Raw genomic sequence first — 21,336 nt, 5'->3', positions numbered from 1 at the left:
TGCTAGGCTCAAAGCCATATTTGGTAAGGTACTAAACGATAAAAATAAGACCAACTAGCATCAGGTAAAAGAGTAGTGTGACTAAAAAGCCTACTCGCCAAAATAGTTTGAAAAATCGGCGGTAAGAAAATTGCTGGATTCTGATGATCAGCAAGAGTGCCATAACAATGGCCAACAAGGACATAACAATCAGGTAATAAGGCAACAAATGATGGGTGAAAAATTTTCCTGATACAATCACAATGTCAAAAACAAAAAGTGGTAAGGCTAAATCAGGAAACTTAATGCCCCTTCGTCCCAGTCTCAATAAAGATATCATTATCATAGAGAATAAGGGAGTCAGGATAATAAAAGCTAAGGCTGTTAATTTGTAGATGATCATAAGTCTATTTTATACCCAATTGGTAGACTTGTAAACTAATTCCTGCTTTTAGTGGCTAAAAGAGCTGGCACACCGACTGACACCTAAATAAAGTTGACCTCTTGACCGACAAAAAGAGCTTAGCAGCAAGCTTGTTGAAGCATAGGACTAAGCTCTTATCACGGTTAAACCAAAATATTATGATTGTTGATTGCTTCTCTTTTGGAAGCCCACTCAATAGCCTGAAAAAGCTTCATAAGCTTAGCCTCTGAGATACTTGGCAGGTATAGCTTGTTCTTGTGCTTACTAAGAATATGATTGACAGTATCATCAATAACTAGAATATTCCCCTTAGACACGCTTTCGATGTCGCAAATAGAGTGAATCCAGCAAATGTTATCAAACTGTTGAGCGAGTTCTTGAGTGATTTCTTGGTTTTGAATAGGGAGACTAACCAGTTCAAAGGGCTCCCCAGCAAAATGCTTGTTGGCTTTTTTCAGCATCAGGCGAGGGTCGTTATTAATCTGGAAAAATAAGGGATCATCAATAATACTATCAATAGCAATCAAAGGAACAAAGTTACTATTTCCGATCTTGTAAAATTCCTCTTTGGTGACCTCTAGGGTGAGAATGACATCTGCTACATCATATTTTCCGATGTATTCTTGATTAAGGCAAATCAAATGATAGTGCTTTGTGTAAAGAAAGGCAGATAGCTGGGTGATAAAGTGAAGCTGCTCTGCTCTTTTTAAAATAGAGCTGTGCTCTTTGTAGTAAAGGGCGATTAGCTGTCTTTTTTGTGTCACGAGTGATTTTGCGGCTTGGTTTGGCCGATAATTTAAAAGATTAATCATTTGCAGCACTTTATTGCGCGTTTCAGGGCTAATTTTTTGATCTTCTCTGTTATTGATGACATAGGAGACAGTAGCCACAGAAACTCCCGCCTCGCGTGCGACATCTTTGATCGTAACTTTCTTATGCATAGCTTTGTTATAATAAAAAAACGCTTAAAAGTCAACTAGAAGTGGATCTTGGAAGACTCATAAGCCTATGCTGCTAGTGAGATAGGAGACATAGGCTATTTGCGGCAACATTTTTTGTGAAAATGACTTGATTTATTTGTCTGATAAGGTATAATGGTAGGGTATGCTCTAGCATACCTGTGGGAGGTAAAAATCATGAATTACCGCCAAAACCACAACAGGAGGATTTTTAAAAATGGCTAAAAAAGTCGAAAAACTTGTAAAACTTCAAATTCCTGCTGGTAAAGCGACACCAGCTCCACCAGTTGGACCAGCTCTTGGTCAAGCAGGTATCAACATCATGGGATTCACTAAGGAATTTAACGCTCGTACAGCTGATCAGGCTGGTATGATTATCCCAGTTGTTATCTCAGTTTACGAAGACAAATCATTTGATTTCATCACTAAGACACCACCAGCTGCTGTTCTTTTAAAGAAGGCTGCAGGTGTTGAAAAAGGATCAGGGACACCTAACAAAACTAAAGTTGCGACAGTTACTCGTGCACAAGTACAAGAAATTGCTGAAACTAAGATGCCAGATTTAAACGCTGCAAACATTGAAGCTGCAATGCGTATGATTGAAGGTACTGCTCGTTCTATGGGATTCACCGTTACTGACTAATCAGCAACCTGCCCCTATTACCCGCAAGACTTCATCATAAGAGATGAGTGACGTGGGAGATTTTAAATCAAATCGATATGACCACATTACAAGGAGAAGATAAAAATGGCTAAAAAAAGCAAACAAATGCGTGCAGCACTTGAGAAAGTGGATAGCACAAAGGCATACAGTGTAGAGGAAGCTGTAGCACTCGCAAAAGAAACTAACTTCGCAAAATTTGACGCTTCTGTAGAAGTTGCTTATAACTTAAACATCGACGTTCGTAAGGCAGACCAACAAATTCGTGGTGCGATGGTGTTGCCAAACGGAACTGGTAAAACTCAGCGTGTCCTTGTTTTTGCTCGTGGAGCAAAAGCTGAAGAAGCAAAGGCAGCTGGTGCAGACTTCGTTGGTGAAGATGACCTTGTTGCTAAGATCAATGGCGGCTGGCTTGATTTTGATGTTGTTATTGCAACACCAGATATGATGGCTATTGTTGGACGTCTTGGACGTGTCCTTGGACCTCGTAACTTGATGCCAAACCCTAAAACTGGTACAGTAACAATGGACGTTGCTAAGGCGGTTGAAGAGTCTAAGGGTGGTAAAATTACCTATCGTGCTGATAAAGCAGGTAACGTACAAGCTATCATTGGTAAAGTATCATTTGACGCTGACAAGTTGGTTGAAAACTTTAAGGCTTTCCATGAGGTGATGGTTAAGGCTAAGCCAGCTACTGCAAAAGGTACTTACATGACTAACGTATCTATCACAACTACACAAGGTGTGGGTATCAAGGTAGATCCAAGTTCATTTTAATAAGTAATTAAGGACTGACCCTAAAAGGGATTGGTTTTGAGACAGACATCATGAGTTGGTGTTTGTCTTTTTTTGATTAACATTGTGAGGATAGTTTTTTGGCTCCATGTCAACTGTAGTGGGTGACTTATAGCTAAGCACGAGAGGAGACGAAGGTTGTCTTCTCTTTTGTGATGTTCAAAGCGAGGAAGATGCGTTTTTTAGGCTCTATAATCTCCACAGTGGCCTTACCCACTACAGAAATTATAGAGCCTAATATTGTGAGGATAGCCTTTTTTAGACGAAGCGTCACGATTGATATATGATGATAAGATGAAGCAGATTGCTTGATCTCAATATCACAGCTCATGGTAACAATGAGACCTTTGGAAGGACTGTGTTTGACAGCGGCACAGAAAGCCTCTAAATCCCTCGTGTCGTTACTACCCATCAATCTGCAAAAAAAGCCTATCGTTAGGAGTAAAACGATAGGCTTTTTGTCATCTAGTTGATAGCCAATGATTAAAAGGCTATGGGTAGTGCTTTAATTATTGCTTTCTTTTGCGTCTAGTTAGGAAGCCTAATCCGAGAAGAGAGAGTAAGCCTGTTCCCAATACTGTGATCAAGCTGCCTGTGTCGTTTGTTTTTGGCAGTGATTTGCTGCTAGATTGGCTAGTAATGGTTGATGGCTTGGTTGGTTTTTGAGGTTTAGCTTCTGGCTGAGGCGCAGGTTTAGGTTGAGGTTTTGTCTCTGGTTGAGGTGTAGGTTTAGGTTCTGGCTTGGATTCTGGTTTAGGGTCCATTGGCTTAGGTGCAGGGTCAGGCATTGGTTGTGGCATTGGATCTGGGGTAGGAGTAGGATTTTCTCCACGAGGCCCTTGTTCCCCGCGTTCACCTTGAGGCCCTTGCTCCCCGCGTTCGCCTTGAGGTCCTTGCTCACCGCGTTCGCCTTGAGGTCCTTGCTCACCGCGCTCTCCTTGAGGTCCTTGCTCTCCACGTTCGCCTTGAGGTCCCTGCTCACCGCGCTCTCCTTGAGGTCCCTGCTCACCGCGTTCGCCTTGAGGTCCTTGCTCACCGCGCTCTCCTTGAGGTTCTTGCTCTCCACGTTCGCCTTGAGGTCCCTGCTCACCGCGCTCTCCTTGAGGTCCCTGCTCACCGCGTTCGCCTTTTTCTCCATCTTTACCATCGCGTCCAGGATCTCCCTTTTCGCCTTTAGGCCCCGGTTGTCCGTCCTTACCATCTTGTCCGTCGCGTCCAGGAGCACCATCTTTTCCTGTATCGCCTTTAGGACCCTTTTCACCAGGCTTACCGTCTAGACCTTTTTCACCTTGAGGTCCTCGTTCTCCTTTGTCACCAGGTTTTCCATCACGTCCGGGGTCCCCTTTAGGTCCTTGTTTTCCAGGATCTCCCTTTTCACCTTTAGCCCCTGGTTGTCCGTCACGCCCAGGAGCCCCGTCTTTACCGTTTTCTCCTCTAGGGCCTTGAGGTCCAGCAGGCCCACGTTCTCCTTTAAGACCAGGAAGTCCCTGTTCACCGTTCTTCCCATCTTTGCCTTTTTCCCCATCTTTCCCAGCAGGTCCACGCTCGCCACGTGGACCAGTCTCTCCTCGGTCCCCTTTAGGTCCCATTTTACCAGGTTTACCGTCTTCCCCTTTATCACCTTTAGGACCATGTTTAATGAGTTTTACTTTTAGCACCTTTTCATTTGGGTCATAATTATTATTTCTATTACTATCAATATAAATAATAATTTTAACACCATCTTTGGTTTGCATTAAGTCAACTTTTGTACATTGACATTCATCTTTGGGAGGAATATTAATAGAAATTGGAGTTGAACCTAGTAGATTTTGATAACCTCTTTTATTATAACCAGTTCCTTCTACATATGAGTAAAAATCTAAAGTTCTACCTGATGTATTACCGTTTTCGCTAGCAATATTTCCTTTTTCAATCAATTCCTGATAAACTTTGCTTTCATTTTCTTGTAAATGAAATTGTTGAATATCTTTAAGTCCATCTGTAAAATACCACACAGCTAATTGAGTCACTTTCTGGTTTACTCCCTCCTTTTTCATATTAGGGTAACCATTTTCTAAAACTGCAAGTAAAGCCGCCAACGGATTTTTAATTTTTATATTCCTATTACCTTGTTTAAACATTTCATTACTGCCGCTTTGTTTTTCATATTCGGGCAATTTAATTTGAAGCATGTTTGGATTTATATCACTATGAATTTCTTCCCAAGGCTCAGGGTATTTATCTAACCTGTTGAAGCAGTAAACAATTATTTTGGTCCCCCTTGTACTTGTATTTTTAGGAGTTACGTATAGTAGTGAAGGGTTTTCGTGTTTACCATCTTCCCACCCATAATACCGCTCCGCTAATACTCTGGCGGAGCTGCCGATAAAGCTGCCTGACATGATGATACAGAGCGTCGAGGCTGCTAGCATCTTCTTCATTGTTTTTTTCATTGTTTCTCTCCTTTGAGTTGTAGGTATAATCATTCCTAAACCTTTCTTTTTCCAGACAATACTTTAGCACGACGCCTGCGGGCTGTGAATAGCTTTCTGACAATTGCTCTCCGTAGTTTCGTTTTTTTTTTTTTTTTTAATTAAAATCGAAATTGTCTGATATTAACGTGGATTGGTCAGGCTGTTACAGACTTAAAGGAGGCTTGTTCTCTTGCGCTTATCGGTCTTGGTAGCTTGTCAATAAGGAATAATGTTCGTCTTTTACTTTTATTTTTGGCTTTTTGTTTCAACAATTGTTCATCATTTCTAATAGCTAGCAAGAAATGTTACCTAGCTGCCTTGTAATGTTCTTAATGTTTGACTATCTAATCGTTTGTAGCCTTCTAGCTTTTTCTAGGCTGGTTTTGTCTCATTTTTTCTTGACAATATGGCTATAAAATGATTAAATTAACCATACTTAATTTTGTAATAAACCACAACTAAAACTAGATAGATTCATATCTTTAGAAAGTTAATGACATAATGAAAACTAAATTGCATATACTATTGTTATTCTTTTTTGCGCTGGTGCTTGCGGGCTGTCAAGCTGGTCAGCAGGCGTCTCATCGTACGAATCAGCTGAGGATTGCTTGGGGTGAGGATTTTGGTGATGTCAATCCTCATCGCTACAATCCTGATCAATTTATTATTCAGGACATGGTTTATGAGGGTTTGGTTCGATACGGTGATAAGGGGAAAATTGAGCCAGCGTTAGCAGAGAGCTGGACGATTAGCCCAGATGGCAAAACCTATACCTTTAACCTGAGACAGGCTAAATTTTCAGACGGCTCTGATTTTAATGCTCAAAATGTCAAACGGAATTTTGATACGATTTTCTCTGAGCAGAATAAGGGGAATCATAACTGGTTTCACTTTACTAACCAATTGGAGAGCTACAGGGCTTTAGATGACCATACCTTTGAGATTAAGCTAAAGGAGGCTTATAGTGCGACTCTTTATGATTTGTCAATGATTAGGCCGATTAGGTTTTTGGCTGATGCTGGTTTTCCTGATGGCGATGATACCAATAAGCATAATGTTAAAAAGCCAATTGGTACCGGGCAGTGGGTTGTTAAAGAGAAAAAGGCAAATGAATACATTACCTTTACACGTCATGAGGGCTATTGGGGAGAAAAGCCAAAGCTAAAGGAAGTAACCATCAAGATTATGCCTGATGCTGAGACAAGAGCCTTGGCGTTTGAGGCTGGTGATATTGATTTGATCTATGGAAATGGTCTGATTAGTCTTGATACCTTTGTGCAATACGCTAAGGACAAGAAGTATGTTACTGATGTTTCTCAGCCCATGTCGACTCGTTTATTGCTGTTAAATGCTAAGCAGCCAGTGTTTCAGGACAAGCGGGTTCGTCAGGCGATGAATCATGCGGTTGACAAAAAGGCTATTGCTAAGCACACCTTTAGAGGAACAGAGACAGCAGCAGATACCATTTTTTCAAAAACAACACCGCATGCTGATGCGGGCTTAGTTCCTTATGAATACAATCTCCAAAAGGCTAAGGACATGCTGACAGCCGCTGGCTGGAAGGAAAACCAAGAAGGGATTAGGGAAAAAGATGGTCAGCAGTTGCGTTTACAGGTGCCTTATATTTCAACTAAAGCGACAGACAAGGATTTGGTTGAATATTTCCAAGGCGAGTGGAAAAAGCTTGGGATTGATGTGGTCTTGACAGCTATGGAGGAGGATGACTACTGGGCTAATGCCAAGACAGGGCAGTTTGATATGATGCTGACCTATTCATGGGGAGCTCCTTGGGATCCTCATGCTTGGATGACAGCCTTAACGGCAAAAGCGGATCATGGTCACCCAGAAAATATTGCCTTGGAGAGTTTGCCATCAAAGGCTGAGATTGATCGCCTGATTAAATCTGTTTTGATTGAGCCAGATGGGGATAAGGTAGACAAGGGCTATAAGCAGGTATTGTCATTGTTGCATGATGAGGCTGTTTATATTCCACTCACCTATCAGTCAGTCGTTTCGGTATATCGCAAGGGAGACTTTAAGACAATGCGCTTTGCACCAGAGGAAAATGCCCTTCCATTGCGTTACATTGAAAAAAGTGCTGCTGATAAGGCAGTCAAGAATTGATAGAGCAGAGGAGCTGGTTGTGAGTGACTACCCTGACAACTCTTATCTGATGTCTTAGTGAAGGGTTGAGAGAAAATATGATAAAGAAGCTTATTTCTACCTTTGGCGCCTTGCTAATGATTTCGATAGTGACCTTTGTTCTGGTTAAGCTATCCTCCGCTAATCCGGCGGAGCAGTATTTGCGCCTATCTAAGATCAGTATTACACCAGAGGCTCTTCACAATGCTAGGCTCTATTTGGGCTTAGACAAGCCTTTATGGGAGCAGTATGTGACCTGGCTGTCTGATATTCTTGTGGGAAATTTTGGGACCTCTTACTTGTTAAAGGTCCCTGTCCTGCCTTTGGTGGTGGAGCGCTTTTTAGCAACGCTAATGTTAAGCTTGACCTCTTTTTTACTGGTACTTGTGATTGCCTTTCCTTTGGGAGTAGGCAGTGGTTTGTTTGAGCATTCCTTGTTTGATCGGCTGGTGCGTTTATTCAGCTTTGTCGCTGTGTCAATGCCTAGCTTTTGGTTGGGTTATCTCTTGATTATAGCCTTTTCTGTTAAGCTAAATCTCCTGCCTGTGTCAGGCAAGGCAGGTCCCAGCAGCCTCGTTTTGCCGAGTATTACGCTTAGCTTTTCCTTGATTGGGCAATATACTGCTTTGATACGAAAGGCAATCAGTGAGCAGCTAACGAGTCTGCATGTTGAAAATGCCAGGCTAAGAGGGGTTAAGACCTATTATATTGTTAAGCATCACCTGATGAGAAATGCCCTTCCTGCTATTGCCACAGGCTTGAGCTTGACCTTTGTTTATTTGATGACGGGCTCTATTATTGTTGAGGATATTTTCTCATGGAATGGTATTGGCAGTCTATTTGTTATGAGTCTGAAGGCAGCAGATATTCCGGTTATTCAGGCCTGTATGCTCTTATTTGGTGCTTTGTTTTTACTACACCATGTGATAACTCAAGAGCTAGTGTCTTTTATTGACCCTCGTCTGCGCAAGACAAAGGAGGAAGCATGCCCAAATACGTAATTGGTTCAGCTGTTATGCTATTGCTGTTGTTTATCTGTGTCTTGTTTGCTCCTTATCTTGCTCCCTTTGATCCTCATGCTGTTGATGTTGCTAGTAAGCTCATGCCACCTAGTCAGCAGCACTTATTAGGAACTGACCAATTGGGAAGAGATGTGCTGTCGCGCTTGTTATATGGGGCTAGGTATTCCTTGCTTTTGGCGGTTACTATTAGTTTGTTAGAGCTATCTATTGGTGCTGTGGTTGGTTTGGTTGTAGGCTGGTATCAAGGAAGGCTCGAGGCAGCTTTTCTGTGGCTAGCTGATGTTGTTTCTGCCTTTCCTAGCTTTTTACTATCGCTAGCTACAATGGGGATACTTGGGCAGGGCATAGGCAACATGATCCTAGCTATTGTTCTGATAGAGTGGCTGTATTATGCTAGGCTGATGGTCACGATGGTCAAAAGCGCTAAGGCAGAGCCATATGTCATTAGTGCGCAGACAATGGGCTTATCTGTGCGGCATATCTTAAAAAAGCATATCCTGCCATTTGTTTATCGGCCGATTGTAGTGTTGGCTTTGATGAATATTGGCAATATTATTCTCATGATCTCAAGCTTTTCTTTTTTGGGTATCGGTGTTCAGCCCAATGTGACAGAGTGGGGAATGATGTTACATGATGCTAGGAGTTATTTTAGGACAGCTCTGTGGCTGATGATGTCACCAGGGCTTGCCATTTTAGTGACTGTGCTAGCTTTTAACAGCCTAGGTGATTACGCTGATGCTAAGGGGTGGAGGAAAACATGGAACGGTTAATTGTTAATGATTTATCGGCTTATAATGGCTCTGATGTGCTATTAAGTAAGCTCAATCTTGAGTTGCCCTTGGGGAGCTCCTTGGTGATTGTTGGCAGGAGTGGTTCGGGCAAGACCCTCTTGACTAAGCTATTAATTGGTCAATGTCCAGCAAATGTGCAGATGACAGGGAGCATTACCTGTCAGGGCATGAGACTAGATCAATTAGACGCCAAGCAATGGCAGAGCATTAGAGGGCGCCACATGGCCTATATGGTCCAAAATCCTATGGCAATGTTCAATCCCTTTCAGACCATTGAGGCTCATCTCCTTGAAACCATCCGAAGTCATGAGAGACTTTCAAAAAGAGCCTGTCTAAAAAGGGCTCTGCCTTTCATGCGAGAGCTCTATCTAGAGCAGCCAGAGGAGCTGCTGAGGAAGTACCCCTTTGAGCTAAGTGGTGGTATGCTACAGCGGGTAATGCTAGCTATTTTGCTGTGCTTAGACCCACAAATGATCATTTTAGATGAGCCTACCTCTGCTTTAGATGATGCCAATCGTTCTAATATCATACGGATGCTGAAGTTATTGCAGGACAAGGGAAAAACCATTATTACAGTGACGCATGATTACCAATTGGCACAGACTTTGGGAGGGCAACTACTGGTGATGAGTAAGGGAAAAATCATCGAACAGGGAAGTGTTGAGTCGATTTTTCATCGGCCAAGTCAGGCTGCCACCAAGGAGTTGCTTTTGCAAAATCATTATGATCGGCTGATACGCTATGATAGAGTTTAGACATGTTTATAAGAGCTTTCATCAAAAGCCAGTGCTAACAGATTGTCATTTTCAAATGGAAAAGGGTGAGAGCCTTGGGATTATGGGAGAAAGTGGTAGTGGCAAGACAACGCTTGCTAGGTTAATCATTGGGCTAGAGCAGCCGACAGCTGGTCAGGTGCTCTTTCATGGTCAGCCCTATTCTGTAAAAGTATGTGGACCTCGGATTTTACTTGTCTTTCAGGATGCGCTAAGATCAGTCAATCCCCTCTTTACTATTCAAGAGATATTGACAGAGGCCCTTTCTAAGGACTTTGCCTTAGAGGAGGTTGTTCAAATACTAGCTGCGGTCGGTCTTGACGCCACTCATCTGGGTAAAAAGGCCAGAGAGCTGAGTGGTGGTCAGCTACAGCGTGTTTGTATAGCGAGAGCTCTTTTGTTAAGGCCGGAGGTGATCATTTTTGATGAGGCTTTGAGTGGCTTGGACCCTATTACCCAAGGGCAGCTATTGGACTTGCTCTATGAGTTAAAGCAGGCCTATCAGCTGACTTATATTTTTATTGCCCATAATGCTAACATTTGTCAGGCTATTTGTGATCGTGTCCTGCTGCTGGAGCAGGGCAGGCTAGTAGCTGTCAGAGATAAGGAATCTCAGACTTCTTGTGGCGACATCGAGCTAGATAATTAAAATAAATCATCTCTCAATATCACATGACTTGGAATCCGGCCTGGCTTGAGGCTAGATTTTAAGTCTTTTTTTGTTGCTGTTTTGTTTTGGTATGATCTGTCTACCCTGCTGTACATGAGGTAAGGAGCTTATGCTAAGGTGTGAGAACCTTGTCTGTGTTTTGGGTGATGTGCTTATGGTTAACCTAGCAGCTATGAGAGATTTAGGCTACTGATAAGCCTTCGCGGTTTCATCAATGCTTTTTTAGCGGCCCAAGTGAGCTAGGAGCTAGACTTTTTGTTGTGCTGCGCCTTGCTGACCTGTTGAGCTTTAGCTCTTAGAGGCTTTGAGACCTGCTGAGTATGACATGTCAAAGGAGGCTGGTGTCCTTCCTGGCGTTTTAAGAAAATCTTGTTTTAAAAGATATGGTGCCAATTCCTGAGGCTGATATAAAGCTTAGCTGATAAGTATAAAAACGAACTATAAATACATTTTTGTAATATTTATTCTGTTTTTAGTCGTGTTTTGGGTTATAGCTGTACTATTTGGATATTATAATATCTTTTTTGTAACAATTCATCTTTTTTGCTGCTCTTGGAGGCTTTGATAAAAGGATCATCAAAAATTTCACTTTCCTCTCTTGCATTGGTCTATTAAATTTTTTTGTTTTGTGGTAGAATGGTAAGGACAAAATAAGGAGATCATAAATAGTGAAACCTAAATATCAACGTATTTTAATCAAATTGTCTGGCGAGGCCTTGGCTGGTGATAAGGGTGTTGGCATTGACATAACAACGGTTCAGTCGATTGCTAAAGAGATCGCAGAAGTTCACAATTCAGGTGTTGAAATTGCTCTTGTCATTGGTGGTGGTAATCTTTGGCGCGGTGAGCCTGCTGCAGAGGCTGGTATGGATCGTGTACAGGCTGATTACACAGGCATGCTTGGAACCGTTATGAATGCTCTAGTAATGGCTGATAGCCTTCAGCATTATGGCGTTGATACTCGTGTGCAGACAGCTATTCCCATGCAAAACGTTGCAGAGCCTTATATTCGAGGTCGTGCGCTTCGTCATCTGGAAAAGGGGCGCATTGTTGTTTTCGGTGCTGGTATTGGGTCACCTTATTTTTCAACAGATACGACAGCGGCCTTACGTGCTGCTGAGATTGAGGCAGATGCTATCTTGATGGCTAAAAATGGTGTTGATGGTGTCTACAATGCTGACCCAAGAAAGGACGCAAACGCTGTTAAGTTTGATGAATTGACTCATGGGGAGGTTATCAAGCGCGGTCTCAAGATTATGGACGCGACAGCTTCAACCTTGTCAATGGATAATGATATTGATTTGGTTGTCTTTAATATGAATGAAGCAGGAAATATCAAGCGTGTGGTCTTTGGAGAGCATATTGGCACAACGGTATCAAATAAGGCCTGCGATTAGGATTTTAGAGCTAAAAGATTAAGGAGAAAAACAATCATGGCAAATGCAATTGTTGAAACTGCAAAGGAACGTTTTACACAGTCACATCACTCACTAGCGCGTGAGTACGCAAGCATTCGTGCTGGTCGTGCTAATGCTAGCCTTTTGGACCGTATTCAGGTCGATTATTATGGTGCACCGACACCATTGAACCAATTGGCTTCTATTACAGTGCCAGAGGCGCGTGTGCTTTTGATTTCACCATTTGACAAATCATCAATCAAGGATATTGAACGTGCCTTGAATGCTTCTGATTTGGGCATTACACCAGCTAACGATGGCTCTGTCATCCGCTTGGTTATTCCAGCGCTTACAGAAGAAACACGTAAGGAATTAGCCAAGGAAGTGAAAAAGGTTGGTGAGACTGCGAAGGTTTCGATTCGCAATATTCGTCGTGATGCTATGGACGAGGCTAAAAAGCAGGAGAAGGCTAAGGAAATCACTGAAGATGAGTTAAAAGCCTTGGAAAAGGATATTCAAAAAGCAACAGATGAGGCTATCAAAGAGATTGACCGAATGACTGCTGACAAAGAAAAGGAATTACTTTCAGTTTAAGAGGCTTATCTGATCATTAAGCTAGATCAGCTCGTAACCTAATACACATCAGGCATAACAGGATAGGTGACAAGGCTAAAAAGCAGCTGCTTTGGACTTGTCCCTATTTTTTAAAAGAAAGAACAAAAAGATATGAATCATTTATTAGCAACAGTCATCACTGGCTTAGTAAAAGAAGAAAATAGTCAGTTTTATCTTGTCCAAAAGGAGGGGCTGAGCTTTGCTCTAGCTAAGGAGGAAGGCAGTCATAGATTAGGAGATATGGTTAAGGGCTTTGTCTATACAGATATGAAGCAAAGACTACGCTTGACCACGAAGCCTATTGACGCAAGGCGTGATCATTATGGCTGGGGCGAGGTGACCACTGTCCGTCGTGATCTTGGGGTGTTTGTTGATACTGGTATTCCAGATAAGGAGATCGTGGTTTCCTTAGATGTTTTGCCAGAGCTAAAGGACCTTTGGCCTAAAAAAGGAGACAGGCTTTACCTTAAGCTTGTAGTTGACAAAAAAGATCGTATCTGGGGTTTGCCAGCTGAGCCAGAGATATTTCAAAGGCTTGCCAACCCAGCCTATGATAACATGCAAAATCAAAGCCTGCCTGCTATTGTCTATCGCTTGAAGCTATCAGGGACCTTTGTTTACCTGCCAGAAAATCATATGCTGGGCTTTATCCACCCTAGCGAACGTTATACGGAGCCTCGTTTAGGACAGGTTTTGACTGCTCGGGTGATTGGCTTTAGAGAACGTGACCGTACTCTAAATCTTTCGCTAAAGCCGCGTTCCTTTGAAATGCTGGAAAACGATGCCCAGATGATTCTGACCTATCTCAAGTCTAATGGTGGCTACATGACCCTTAATGACAAATCAAGCCCGGAGGACATCAAGGCAACCTTTGGGATTTCCAAGGGCCAATTTAAAAAGGCCTTAGGTGGCTTGATGAAGGCTAACAAGATCAAGCAGGACGTGACAGGAACTGAGCTGATATCATAAGGAGCTGTCTGTCTCTCAGCCTGTAATCATGAGCTGGATCAGTGCTGCTAAGACTTATCCTCTATCAGTATAGCTAGCTTCCTTATTTTGAGTGTGGAGCTTAGCTGATAGCCTGTTTTAAAGCGCCAATCATTTTTGTTGTGGAAAAAGCTCTGTGTGGGCCTCTTGATCTAGTAGTGGCTGCTTGACAGTACTGCTTAGTGCTAGGTACTAGCTGGGCTGAGGAGTCTTGTTACTTTGAGTCTGTGACTTGTTTTATATTAAGCTTTGCCTCTGGCAAGGTTTTTTGTTACAATGAAAATCATTAATGTAAGGACTAAGAAGGTGGAGGTTAGGCATGGAAAGAGCAATTTTTGCAGGAGGCTGTTTCTGGTGTATGGTGCAGCCCTTTGAGGAGCAGGCAGGTATTTTATCGGTGAGAAGTGGCTATACAGGAGGACATGTTCCCAATCCAAGCTATGAGCAGGTTTGCTCAAAGACGACAGGCCATACTGAAGCTGTTGAGATTATTTTTGATCCGAGCCTGATCAGCTATTCAGATTTGGTAGAGCTTTACTGGGCTCAGACCGATCCGACCGATGCCTTTGGGCAATTTGAGGACAGAGGAGACAACTATCGGCCAGTGATTTACTATACTGATGAGCGGCAGCGGGAAATTGCAGAGCGGTCCAAGCAGACCCTGCAGGCCTCAGGGCGCTTTGACCAGCCCATTGTGACAAGCATTAAGCCGGCAGAGCCTTTTTATCTAGCAGAGGACTATCATCAGGGCTTTTATCAAAAGAATCCAGAGCGTTATGCACAAAGTAGTGCTATTCGTCATCAATTTTTGGAGGAGCATTGGCAATGAGAAAGGCATTTTACACTTGGCTGATGGCTCAGCGCAACTCAACATCTAATAAGCCTGCTGCTTTATTAGCTGATTTGGTTTTTGAGGACACGACCTTTCCAAAGCATACAGATGATTTTGAGACCATCAGTCGTTACCTTGAAGAGGAAGCGAGCTTTTCATTCAATCTGGGGCAGTTTGACCAGATTTGGGAAGATTACCTTAGCCACTAGCCATAGGCTAGCTCTTTTAGGCCTTAAAACTTGGTCTTATTCCCGATTTATAGCAAAATTTGCTATAATAGAGTTACTTATAGATGGAAAAGGAAGACAAATTTGCATTATTCGACTGACATTAGCTTGAATCACCCAGATGATCTGTTAGCTCTCTTTGGTAGCAATGAGCGCCATTTGAAGATGATAGAATCTCACCTCAATGTTGTGATTCATGCTAGAACTGAGCGAGTTCAGATTATTGGTGATGATGAGCGGGCTGTTGAGCTAGCGCGTTTGACGATACAAGCCCTTCTAGTTTTGGTGGGGCGTGGTATGGTTATCAATACCTCTGATGTGGTGACTGCGCTGTCTATGGCGGATTCGGATAGGCTTGATCAGTTTGTTGCTCTTTATGAGGAAGAGATTATCAAGGACTTTTATGGCAAGCCAATTCGTGTTAAGACGCTAGGGCAAAAGGCCTATGTTGATAGCATCAAGCATCATGATGTGGTATTTGGGATTGGTCCGGCTGGGACAGGAAAGACCTTTTTAGCGGTCACGCTGGCTGTTACTGCTTTAAAGCGTGGTCAGGTCAAGCGGATCATTCTCACACGCCCGGCTGTTGAAGCAGGAGAAAGCTTAGGCTTTTTACCAGGGGATTTGAAGGAAAAGGTTGATCCTTACCTTAGACCAGTCTACGATGCCCTTTATCAGATTCTTGGTAAAGAGCAGACCACTCGGTTAATGGAGCGTGATATTATTGAGATTGCTCCCTTGGCTTATATGCGTGGTCGGACCTTAGATGATGCCTTTGTGATTTTAGATGAAGCGCAAAACACGACCATCATGCAGATGAAGATGTTTTTAACCAGACTTGGCTTTCAGTCTAAAATGATTGTTAATGGGGACACTAGTCAGATTGATTTGCCACGTCATATCACATCAGGCTTGATTGACGCAGCTCAAAAATTGCAGGCCATCAAGCAGATTGATTTTGTGCATTTTTCAGCCAAGGACGTGGTGCGTCACCCTGTTGTTGCTGAGATTATTAAGGCCTATGAAACTGTAGGTTCAAAAGTAGAGTCATTAAAAAGCAGCCCTAATCAGCTGCAACATCAGACTAAGGCTCCAGATCGGCCTAAAACAGAGACGGGTCAGTCTACGTCAGGCTTAACAACCTATGAGGTCATTGGAGAGCTGCCTAAAGAAGACAAATCGTAAAAAAGAGCTCTTCACCTGAAGAGCCTTTTATGAAAGTGAGGGTATCATGACAGAGCTATTGCAAGCGATTATGGCTGATCCTGCCAATCGTGACTATACCAAAAAAGGTATTGAACCACTTTATGCAGCTCCTCAGACTGCTCGGATAGTCATTGTTGGTCAGGCGCCTGGTATTGTAGCTCAGGAGACGCGTCTGTACTGGAATGATCGTAGCGGAGTTCGCTTGAGAGCTTGGCTGGGTGTTGATAACAGGACTTTTTATCAGTCGGGCTTGTTTGGCGTTCTTCCTATGGATTTTTATTATCCCGGTAAGGGAAAATCAGGTGATTTACCACCGCGAAAGGGCTTTGCTGCCAAGTGGCATGGTCCGTTAATGGCCTTGATGCCTCAGGTTGAATTGGTGGTGCTGGTCGGACAGTATGCCCAGCAATATTACCTTGGTGAAGGTTGTAGACGCAATCTTACCGAAACGGTGCAGCATTTTGAGGACTATCTTCCGGATTATTTTCCCCTTGTTCACCCATCTCCTAGAAATCAGCTTTGGTTGGCTAAAAACGCTTGGTTTGAAGAGGAGCTGATCCCTGTTTTAAAGGATAAGGTGAGGCAGATTTTACGCGACTAGGACAGACAGTCATACTGTTAGGTGAGTTAGATTTTTTGTAAAAGGAGAGTAGCAGTGGCAAGCTTTTTTGAAAAACTAGCAGAGCATAGGTATCTTGAGACAGAGCGTCTATGCCTGCGTCCAGTGACCTTGGATGATGCCAAGGCCATGTTTGATTATGCTTCTGATGAAGAGACTGTCAGGTATAGCTTTCCAGCCAATCAGACGATTGAGGAGACCCGACAGGTCATTGCTTCTGTCTATTTGGCTAGTCCACTTGGACGGTGGGGGATTGTATTAAAGGCAACAGGAGACTTTATTGGGACGCTTGACCTTCATCATATGCAGCCAGATTTAGGTCGAGCTGAGATCGGTTATTGTATTCACAAGAATCACTGGAAAAGAGGCTATGCGACAGAGGCTGTCAAGGCTGTGCTGGTCTTGTGTTTTGAAGCTTTAGGCATGAATTGTGTGATTGCTAAGCATGATAAAGCCAATCCGGCTTCGGGACGTGTCATGGCTAAAAGCGGCATGTGCTTTTCACATGAAGAGCCATATGCTAAGCGGGATCACCTTGATTCCAACCGTTTTGTGACAGTGCTGCACTATTATTTAACCAAAGAAGATTATGACCAGCAGAAATCACTGGCGTCAGCCAATAAGCCAGATCGTTACCTCCACAATAGCTTTGAGAGCAGCTAGTGGTATCTACAGAAGCTACCTAGGAATTCATCTTTAGACGCTTGAAGTGATCTGCAAGATTTATCTGGTATTATAGTAGGAGTCCCAGCTATCTAAGAGACCTGTATTCTGCGCAGCAGGCTAGGTATTCCAGAAGCAGCTACTGGTCTATCAACGGTCATGTCATTGTTCAGGCTTCTTTTGGAGCAGGCTAGACTAATGTCTGCTTTTTCTTTTTTCTTGTGGTATAATGGAAAGAAAATACTGAAATGATGTTGAAAGGATAAGAGGTATCAAGCTTTTTGACCTAGCAGTGTGGTGTTTGTTTGGACCGGTCTTGCTAGGACCTCTTCATATAATGATGTATATAGAAATGATTGATGAAACCAAGCAGGTTTCTCAAGAGATGATGGAGCAAACCATTGATTTGCTCAATTTTGCTGCCAAAACAATTGGTAAAGAGGACAAGGAAATGGCGGTTACCTTTGTGACCAATGATCGAAGCCACGCCTTGAATCTTGAATATCGTGATACTGATCGTCCGACTGATGTGATTTCTCTGGAGTACAAGCCAGAGCTTCCGATCACCTTTAGCCAAGAGGATTTGGAGCTTGATCCTGACTTAGCAGGTATGCTGCAGGAGTTTGATGCTTATATTGGGGAGCTGTTTATTTCTGTTGACAAAGCCCATGAGCAGGCAGAAGCCTATGGGCATTCCTTTGAGCGTGAGATGGGCTTCTTGGCTGTTCATGGTTTTTTGCATATTAATGGTTATGATCATTACACTCCTGAGGAAGAAAAAGAGATGTTTACGTTACAGGAAGAGATTTTGACTGCTTATGGCCTCACAAGACAATAATAAACGTAAATGGAAAAACAGAACAGTTATCGCTAGCTTAGAATTTGCTTTGACAGGGGTTCTGACAGCCTTTAAGGAGGAGCGTAACCTAAGAAGTCATCTTTTGTCAGCCCTGCTAGCCTCCTTGGCTGGGATTGTTTTTGGTATTTCTACAATAGAGTGGCTGTTTTTATTGCTGGCTATTTTTTTGGTGATTACCTTAGAGATTGTCAATTCAGCTATTGAAAATGTGGTTGACTTGGCAAGTGATTACCATTTCTCCATGCTGGCTAAGCATGCCAAGGATATGGCTGCAGGTGCTGTCCTGGTCATTTCAGGCTATGCTGTTTTGACGGGGCTGATTATCTTTGTTCCCAAAATTTGGCGAATGTTATGCCATTAAAAAAATGAAAGGAAATGGGCTATCCTGTGCGATAGTGCAGCGCAGGAAGGGAAGTATAAGCTTTAGGAAGGCAATCAGGTGAATAGCCTGCTGCTTGATTCTTACCTTGACTGATCCTTTAGGCCCTTAATAGCTTATGTTTAAATCAGGCTTTGTTGCCATTCTTGGCCGACCAAATGTCGGCAAATCAACGTTTTTGAATCATGTCATGGGACAAAAAATCGCCATTATGAGCGATAAGGCGCAGACAACCCGTAATAAAATTATGGGGATCTATACCACAGAGACAGAGCAAATCGTTTTTATTGACACGCCAGGTATTCATAAGCCTAAGACAGCCTTAGGTGATTTTATGGTGGAATCGGCCTATAGTACCCTGCGTGAGGTTGAGACGGTTCTTTTTATGGTGCCTGCTGATGAAAAGCGTGGTAAGGGTGATGATATGATTATCGAACGCCTCAAGGCTGCTCGTATTCCGGTTATTTTGGTGATCAACAAAATTGACAAGGTTCACCCAGACCAGTTATTGGAGCAGATTGATGATTTCCGTAGTCAGATGGACTTTAAGGAAATTGTTCCTATTTCAGCGCTCCAAGGAAACAACGTCGAAACACTCGTTCAACTCTTAAAGGATAATCTTGAAGAGGGCTTCCAGTATTTCCCAGAGGATCAAATCACTGATCACCCAGAGCGCTTTCTTGTTTCTGAGATGGTTCGTGAAAAGGTGCTTCACTTGACACAGCAGGAGGTGCCCCATTCAGTTGCTGTTGTGGTTGAGTCGATGAAGCGTGATGAGGTAACTGACAAGGTGCATATCCGAGTTACCATCATGGTAGAGCGTGACAGCCAAAAGGGCATTATTATTGGAAAACAAGGCGCTATGCTCAAAAAAATCGGTAAGCTGGCAAGGCGTGATATTGAGCTGATGCTGGGAGATAAGGTTTATTTAGAAACATGGGTCAAGGTTAAGAAAAACTGGCGTGACAAAAAGCTTGATTTAGCTGACTTTGGCTATAATCAGAAGGAGTATTGATCGCTCAAAGCAGGCTATGTCAGCAGAGCTGGTTAGCAACCCTTATACTGATTGCCCTTGTTTGGTAAGCTGCATTATTGGTAGCAATAAGGCTGTCTTGTCATTAGATCGAATCCTCATTTAATATATAAGATTGCTTATATGAGAACATTTAAAAGGTGTTCTCGTTTTTTATTTTCAGGAGGTAAGGCTGAATATAGAAGAACAATAACCACAATACATCGTGATGTGTCATCTTATGGATAACATGACTGTTGATGCTGAGAAAGCAAGTCAATTGATCTTAGGTATGGAAAATGCAGGGGGTCACTTTAAACCTAACTACGGCTATAAAACTGAAATAGATTGAGAAAGCTTTTCTGTTCGCAGCAATCTTTAACAGAGTAGATTAGTTGATATAGGCGTAAAATGAGAAAGTTAGAAAAGATTGTTAAAGCAATCAGTAAGCCCTCTGGTTATTCTTTGAACAGGTAATCATGAATTTGGTTTTGGATACATTTAAACGATTTATTAGCGGTTGTGTCGATGATACCAAACACACGATAATGATTTCTGAAAATGTCGTCGTAATTAATATGGCTTCTGATAAGAATAACAGAGGCATGAAAATGTCTCATACGAATGTCGTTTAAGTGGTTGGGACACGAGTGTTCAACTCAATCTGTATTGGATTAACAATAATGTGAATATAATGGCTTTTCCAGAAAAACTGACCCTTTTGGGAACATTTATCAATCTAGTAATCTATCAGTTTATTGGGCTTATCCTTATTACGGCTATCACTATCCTTATTTCAAGTAAGGTTAAGTCTCCATTGGCAGGTTTTGCCTTGTCTGCGGCTAGTATTTTTATACCAAGCTTTCTTATGGATATTTTTCAAGCAGGAATACCTCATAAGGTGTTGAGTATTTTATCTGTATCAACTGCGAGTACACCAAACATAATGCTTAAGCTTGCTTATGACGGCTTTTTTGGAAGTTTTTGGGTTGATGGATTATTTGTTGTCATGACTAGATTAGCTTTTGCATTTCTTTGCCTATATTTAGCATACTTGTCAATGAAGAGGGTAAATCAGTAGCATGAATAGTCTATTTATCTAAGCTATTTTTATTGTCGTTACTGCAAAAGTTAAGGGCATTTAACGAATTCTTGTAGGGGAGGTAGGATTAAGAAAGCTGTTTTGTGATCTAGAACACCTAAAGGTATAGAAATTAGCTTTTTTCTAAGATGATAAGGGAAGTGGCATCAATTGAGACGATGATATATCGTTAAGAAGCAGGAGCTAGATGACAAAGTAGCCTATGTAGAGGAGAGTCTTCAGGTGGTAAAAATAACGAATCATCAAGTGAGCAGGGCTTAACAAGAGAAGTGGCAGAAGCTAACGTATGTCTGGGCTTCTTTAAGGCTGTTTATAGATAAAAAGAAAAGGGACTCGGTATTCAAGTCTCTTTCTGGCTTTTAGAAAATGTGATCAAAATGCTAGTCAAAAATAATCATCTTTAAACAATATTGTTATAGGATATCATGTAAAAATCAGTTAGAGCTTGGTAACTCCAGCTCTTTTTATATGACATCGTTTAGAAAATTTGGATATGCTGCTGATAATTTAAAAATAAATTTTCCTTGATAGTCCTCCATTAGATGTGAATTGACTTTTGAGAGAGTGTGTGACTGAGTTCAGAGATATTGTCTTGACAGTCATTTTTTACAAATTGCAGTATTGCTGTCACGCTTCAAGGGAGTAGACCATTTTTGGTTAGTTAATTGTTTTAAATGAGTTGTTTTAAGATTTAGGCTCTTGATAGCAATATTTGGTCTGAGTTAGTATGGCTCTTCAAGCCTCTTTAGTTTTATCCTTCAAAAAG

22 protein-coding genes are annotated in these 21,336 nt (G+C 42.2%); 19 read left to right on the top strand and 3 right to left on the bottom strand.

The window, feature by feature from the left end:
* Positions 1–31: 31 nt before the first annotated feature.
* Together I2432_RS07585 and I2432_RS07580 are read right to left on the bottom strand one after the other, a co-directional pair.
* On the bottom strand, positions 32–382 hold the full coding sequence (locus I2432_RS07585; protein ID WP_138119623.1) for a DUF3397 domain-containing protein: 351 nt from the start codon (positions 380–382) through the stop codon (positions 32–34).
* Between the two features lie 164 nt (positions 383–546).
* Complete coding sequence (locus I2432_RS07580) at positions 547–1,344, bottom strand: LacI family DNA-binding transcriptional regulator (RefSeq protein ID WP_206158704.1); 798 nt, start codon at positions 1,342–1,344, stop codon at positions 547–549.
* 235 nt (positions 1,345–1,579) lie between these two features.
* On the opposite strand from I2432_RS07580, the gene rplK reads away from it, so the two are divergent.
* Complete coding sequence (gene rplK / locus I2432_RS07575) at positions 1,580–2,005, top strand: 50S ribosomal protein L11 (protein ID WP_003049875.1); 426 nt, start codon at positions 1,580–1,582, stop codon at positions 2,003–2,005.
* A 105-nt stretch (positions 2,006–2,110) separates the two neighbouring features.
* Positions 2,111–2,800 (top strand): 50S ribosomal protein L1, encoded by a 690-nt coding sequence (gene rplA, locus I2432_RS07570; protein WP_012677559.1) that lies wholly within the window; start codon positions 2,111–2,113, stop codon positions 2,798–2,800.
* 527 nt (positions 2,801–3,327) lie between these two features.
* Here the strand turns inward: rplA and I2432_RS07565 are convergent.
* Positions 3,328–5,253: a thioester-forming surface-anchored protein gene (locus I2432_RS07565; protein WP_206158703.1), complete on the bottom strand. Its 1,926-nt coding sequence runs from the start codon at positions 5,251–5,253 to the stop codon at positions 3,328–3,330.
* Between the two features lie 522 nt (positions 5,254–5,775).
* Between I2432_RS07565 and nikA the strand changes: the two genes are divergently transcribed.
* The 17 genes from nikA (at position 5,776) to I2432_RS07480 (ending at position 20,549) form a co-directional block, all read left to right on the top strand.
* Complete coding sequence (gene nikA / locus I2432_RS07560; protein ID WP_206158702.1) at positions 5,776–7,398, top strand: nickel ABC transporter substrate-binding protein; 1,623 nt, start codon at positions 5,776–5,778, stop codon at positions 7,396–7,398.
* 77 nt (positions 7,399–7,475) lie between these two features.
* Positions 7,476–8,417 (top strand): ABC transporter permease, encoded by a 942-nt coding sequence (locus I2432_RS07555; protein ID WP_043026328.1) that lies wholly within the window; start codon positions 7,476–7,478, stop codon positions 8,415–8,417.
* Positions 8,402–9,208, top strand: coding sequence for an ABC transporter permease (locus I2432_RS07550; protein WP_043026326.1), 807 nt, complete (start codon positions 8,402–8,404; stop codon positions 9,206–9,208). Before I2432_RS07555 ends, I2432_RS07550 begins: the two co-directional genes overlap by 16 nt.
* Positions 9,196–9,984, top strand: a complete 789-nt coding sequence (locus I2432_RS07545) for an ATP-binding cassette domain-containing protein (RefSeq protein ID WP_043026325.1) — start codon at positions 9,196–9,198, stop codon at positions 9,982–9,984. The genes I2432_RS07550 and I2432_RS07545 overlap by 13 nt, the downstream gene beginning before the upstream one ends.
* A complete protein-coding gene (locus tag I2432_RS07540; RefSeq protein WP_043026324.1) occupies positions 9,971–10,651 on the top strand; it encodes an ABC transporter ATP-binding protein in 681 nt (226 codons plus the stop codon). The genes I2432_RS07545 and I2432_RS07540 overlap by 14 nt, the downstream gene beginning before the upstream one ends.
* A gap of 689 nt (positions 10,652–11,340) precedes the next feature.
* A complete protein-coding gene (gene pyrH / locus I2432_RS07535; RefSeq protein ID WP_012516047.1) occupies positions 11,341–12,069 on the top strand; it encodes a UMP kinase in 729 nt (242 codons plus the stop codon).
* 36 nt (positions 12,070–12,105) lie between these two features.
* The gene (gene frr, locus I2432_RS07530) at positions 12,106–12,663 is read left to right on the top strand and encodes a ribosome recycling factor (RefSeq protein ID WP_138119617.1); all 558 of its coding nucleotides are present in this window, start codon (positions 12,106–12,108) and stop codon (positions 12,661–12,663) included.
* A gap of 132 nt (positions 12,664–12,795) precedes the next feature.
* The gene (locus I2432_RS07525) at positions 12,796–13,653 is read left to right on the top strand and encodes a CvfB family protein (RefSeq protein ID WP_138119615.1); all 858 of its coding nucleotides are present in this window, start codon (positions 12,796–12,798) and stop codon (positions 13,651–13,653) included.
* Positions 13,654–13,990: 337 nt separating this feature from the next.
* The gene (gene msrA / locus I2432_RS07520) at positions 13,991–14,500 is read left to right on the top strand and encodes a peptide-methionine (S)-S-oxide reductase MsrA (protein ID WP_012677568.1); all 510 of its coding nucleotides are present in this window, start codon (positions 13,991–13,993) and stop codon (positions 14,498–14,500) included.
* A complete protein-coding gene (locus I2432_RS07515; protein ID WP_012677569.1) occupies positions 14,497–14,712 on the top strand; it encodes a YozE family protein in 216 nt (71 codons plus the stop codon). Before msrA ends, I2432_RS07515 begins: the two co-directional genes overlap by 4 nt.
* A gap of 102 nt (positions 14,713–14,814) precedes the next feature.
* A complete protein-coding gene (locus I2432_RS07510) occupies positions 14,815–15,915 on the top strand; it encodes a PhoH family protein (protein WP_138119613.1) in 1,101 nt (366 codons plus the stop codon).
* 46 nt (positions 15,916–15,961) lie between these two features.
* On the top strand, positions 15,962–16,537 hold the full coding sequence (locus tag I2432_RS07505) for a uracil-DNA glycosylase family protein (RefSeq protein WP_138119611.1): 576 nt from the start codon (positions 15,962–15,964) through the stop codon (positions 16,535–16,537).
* Between the two features lie 54 nt (positions 16,538–16,591).
* Positions 16,592–17,218, top strand: coding sequence for a GNAT family N-acetyltransferase (locus I2432_RS07500; protein WP_138119609.1), 627 nt, complete (start codon positions 16,592–16,594; stop codon positions 17,216–17,218).
* Positions 17,219–17,558: 340 nt separating this feature from the next.
* Positions 17,559–18,056: an rRNA maturation RNase YbeY gene (gene ybeY, locus I2432_RS07495; RefSeq protein ID WP_037579167.1), complete on the top strand. Its 498-nt coding sequence runs from the start codon at positions 17,559–17,561 to the stop codon at positions 18,054–18,056.
* A complete protein-coding gene (locus I2432_RS07490) occupies positions 18,037–18,438 on the top strand; it encodes a diacylglycerol kinase family protein (protein ID WP_138119607.1) in 402 nt (133 codons plus the stop codon). The genes ybeY and I2432_RS07490 overlap by 20 nt, the downstream gene beginning before the upstream one ends.
* 136 nt (positions 18,439–18,574) lie before the next feature.
* Entirely contained in the window at positions 18,575–19,471 is an 897-nt protein-coding gene (era, locus tag I2432_RS07485) for a GTPase Era (RefSeq protein WP_138119605.1), read from the top strand.
* A gap of 691 nt (positions 19,472–20,162) precedes the next feature.
* The gene (locus I2432_RS07480; RefSeq protein ID WP_195757344.1) at positions 20,163–20,549 is read left to right on the top strand and encodes a hypothetical protein; all 387 of its coding nucleotides are present in this window, start codon (positions 20,163–20,165) and stop codon (positions 20,547–20,549) included.
* The last annotated feature ends 787 nt before the right edge of the window (positions 20,550–21,336 follow it).

The organism is Streptococcus equi subsp. zooepidemicus (genome assembly GCF_015689395.1).
Lineage (GTDB): Bacteria > Bacillota > Bacilli > Lactobacillales > Streptococcaceae > Streptococcus > Streptococcus equi.
This window is presented reverse-complemented; position numbering and strand designations above follow the sequence as displayed.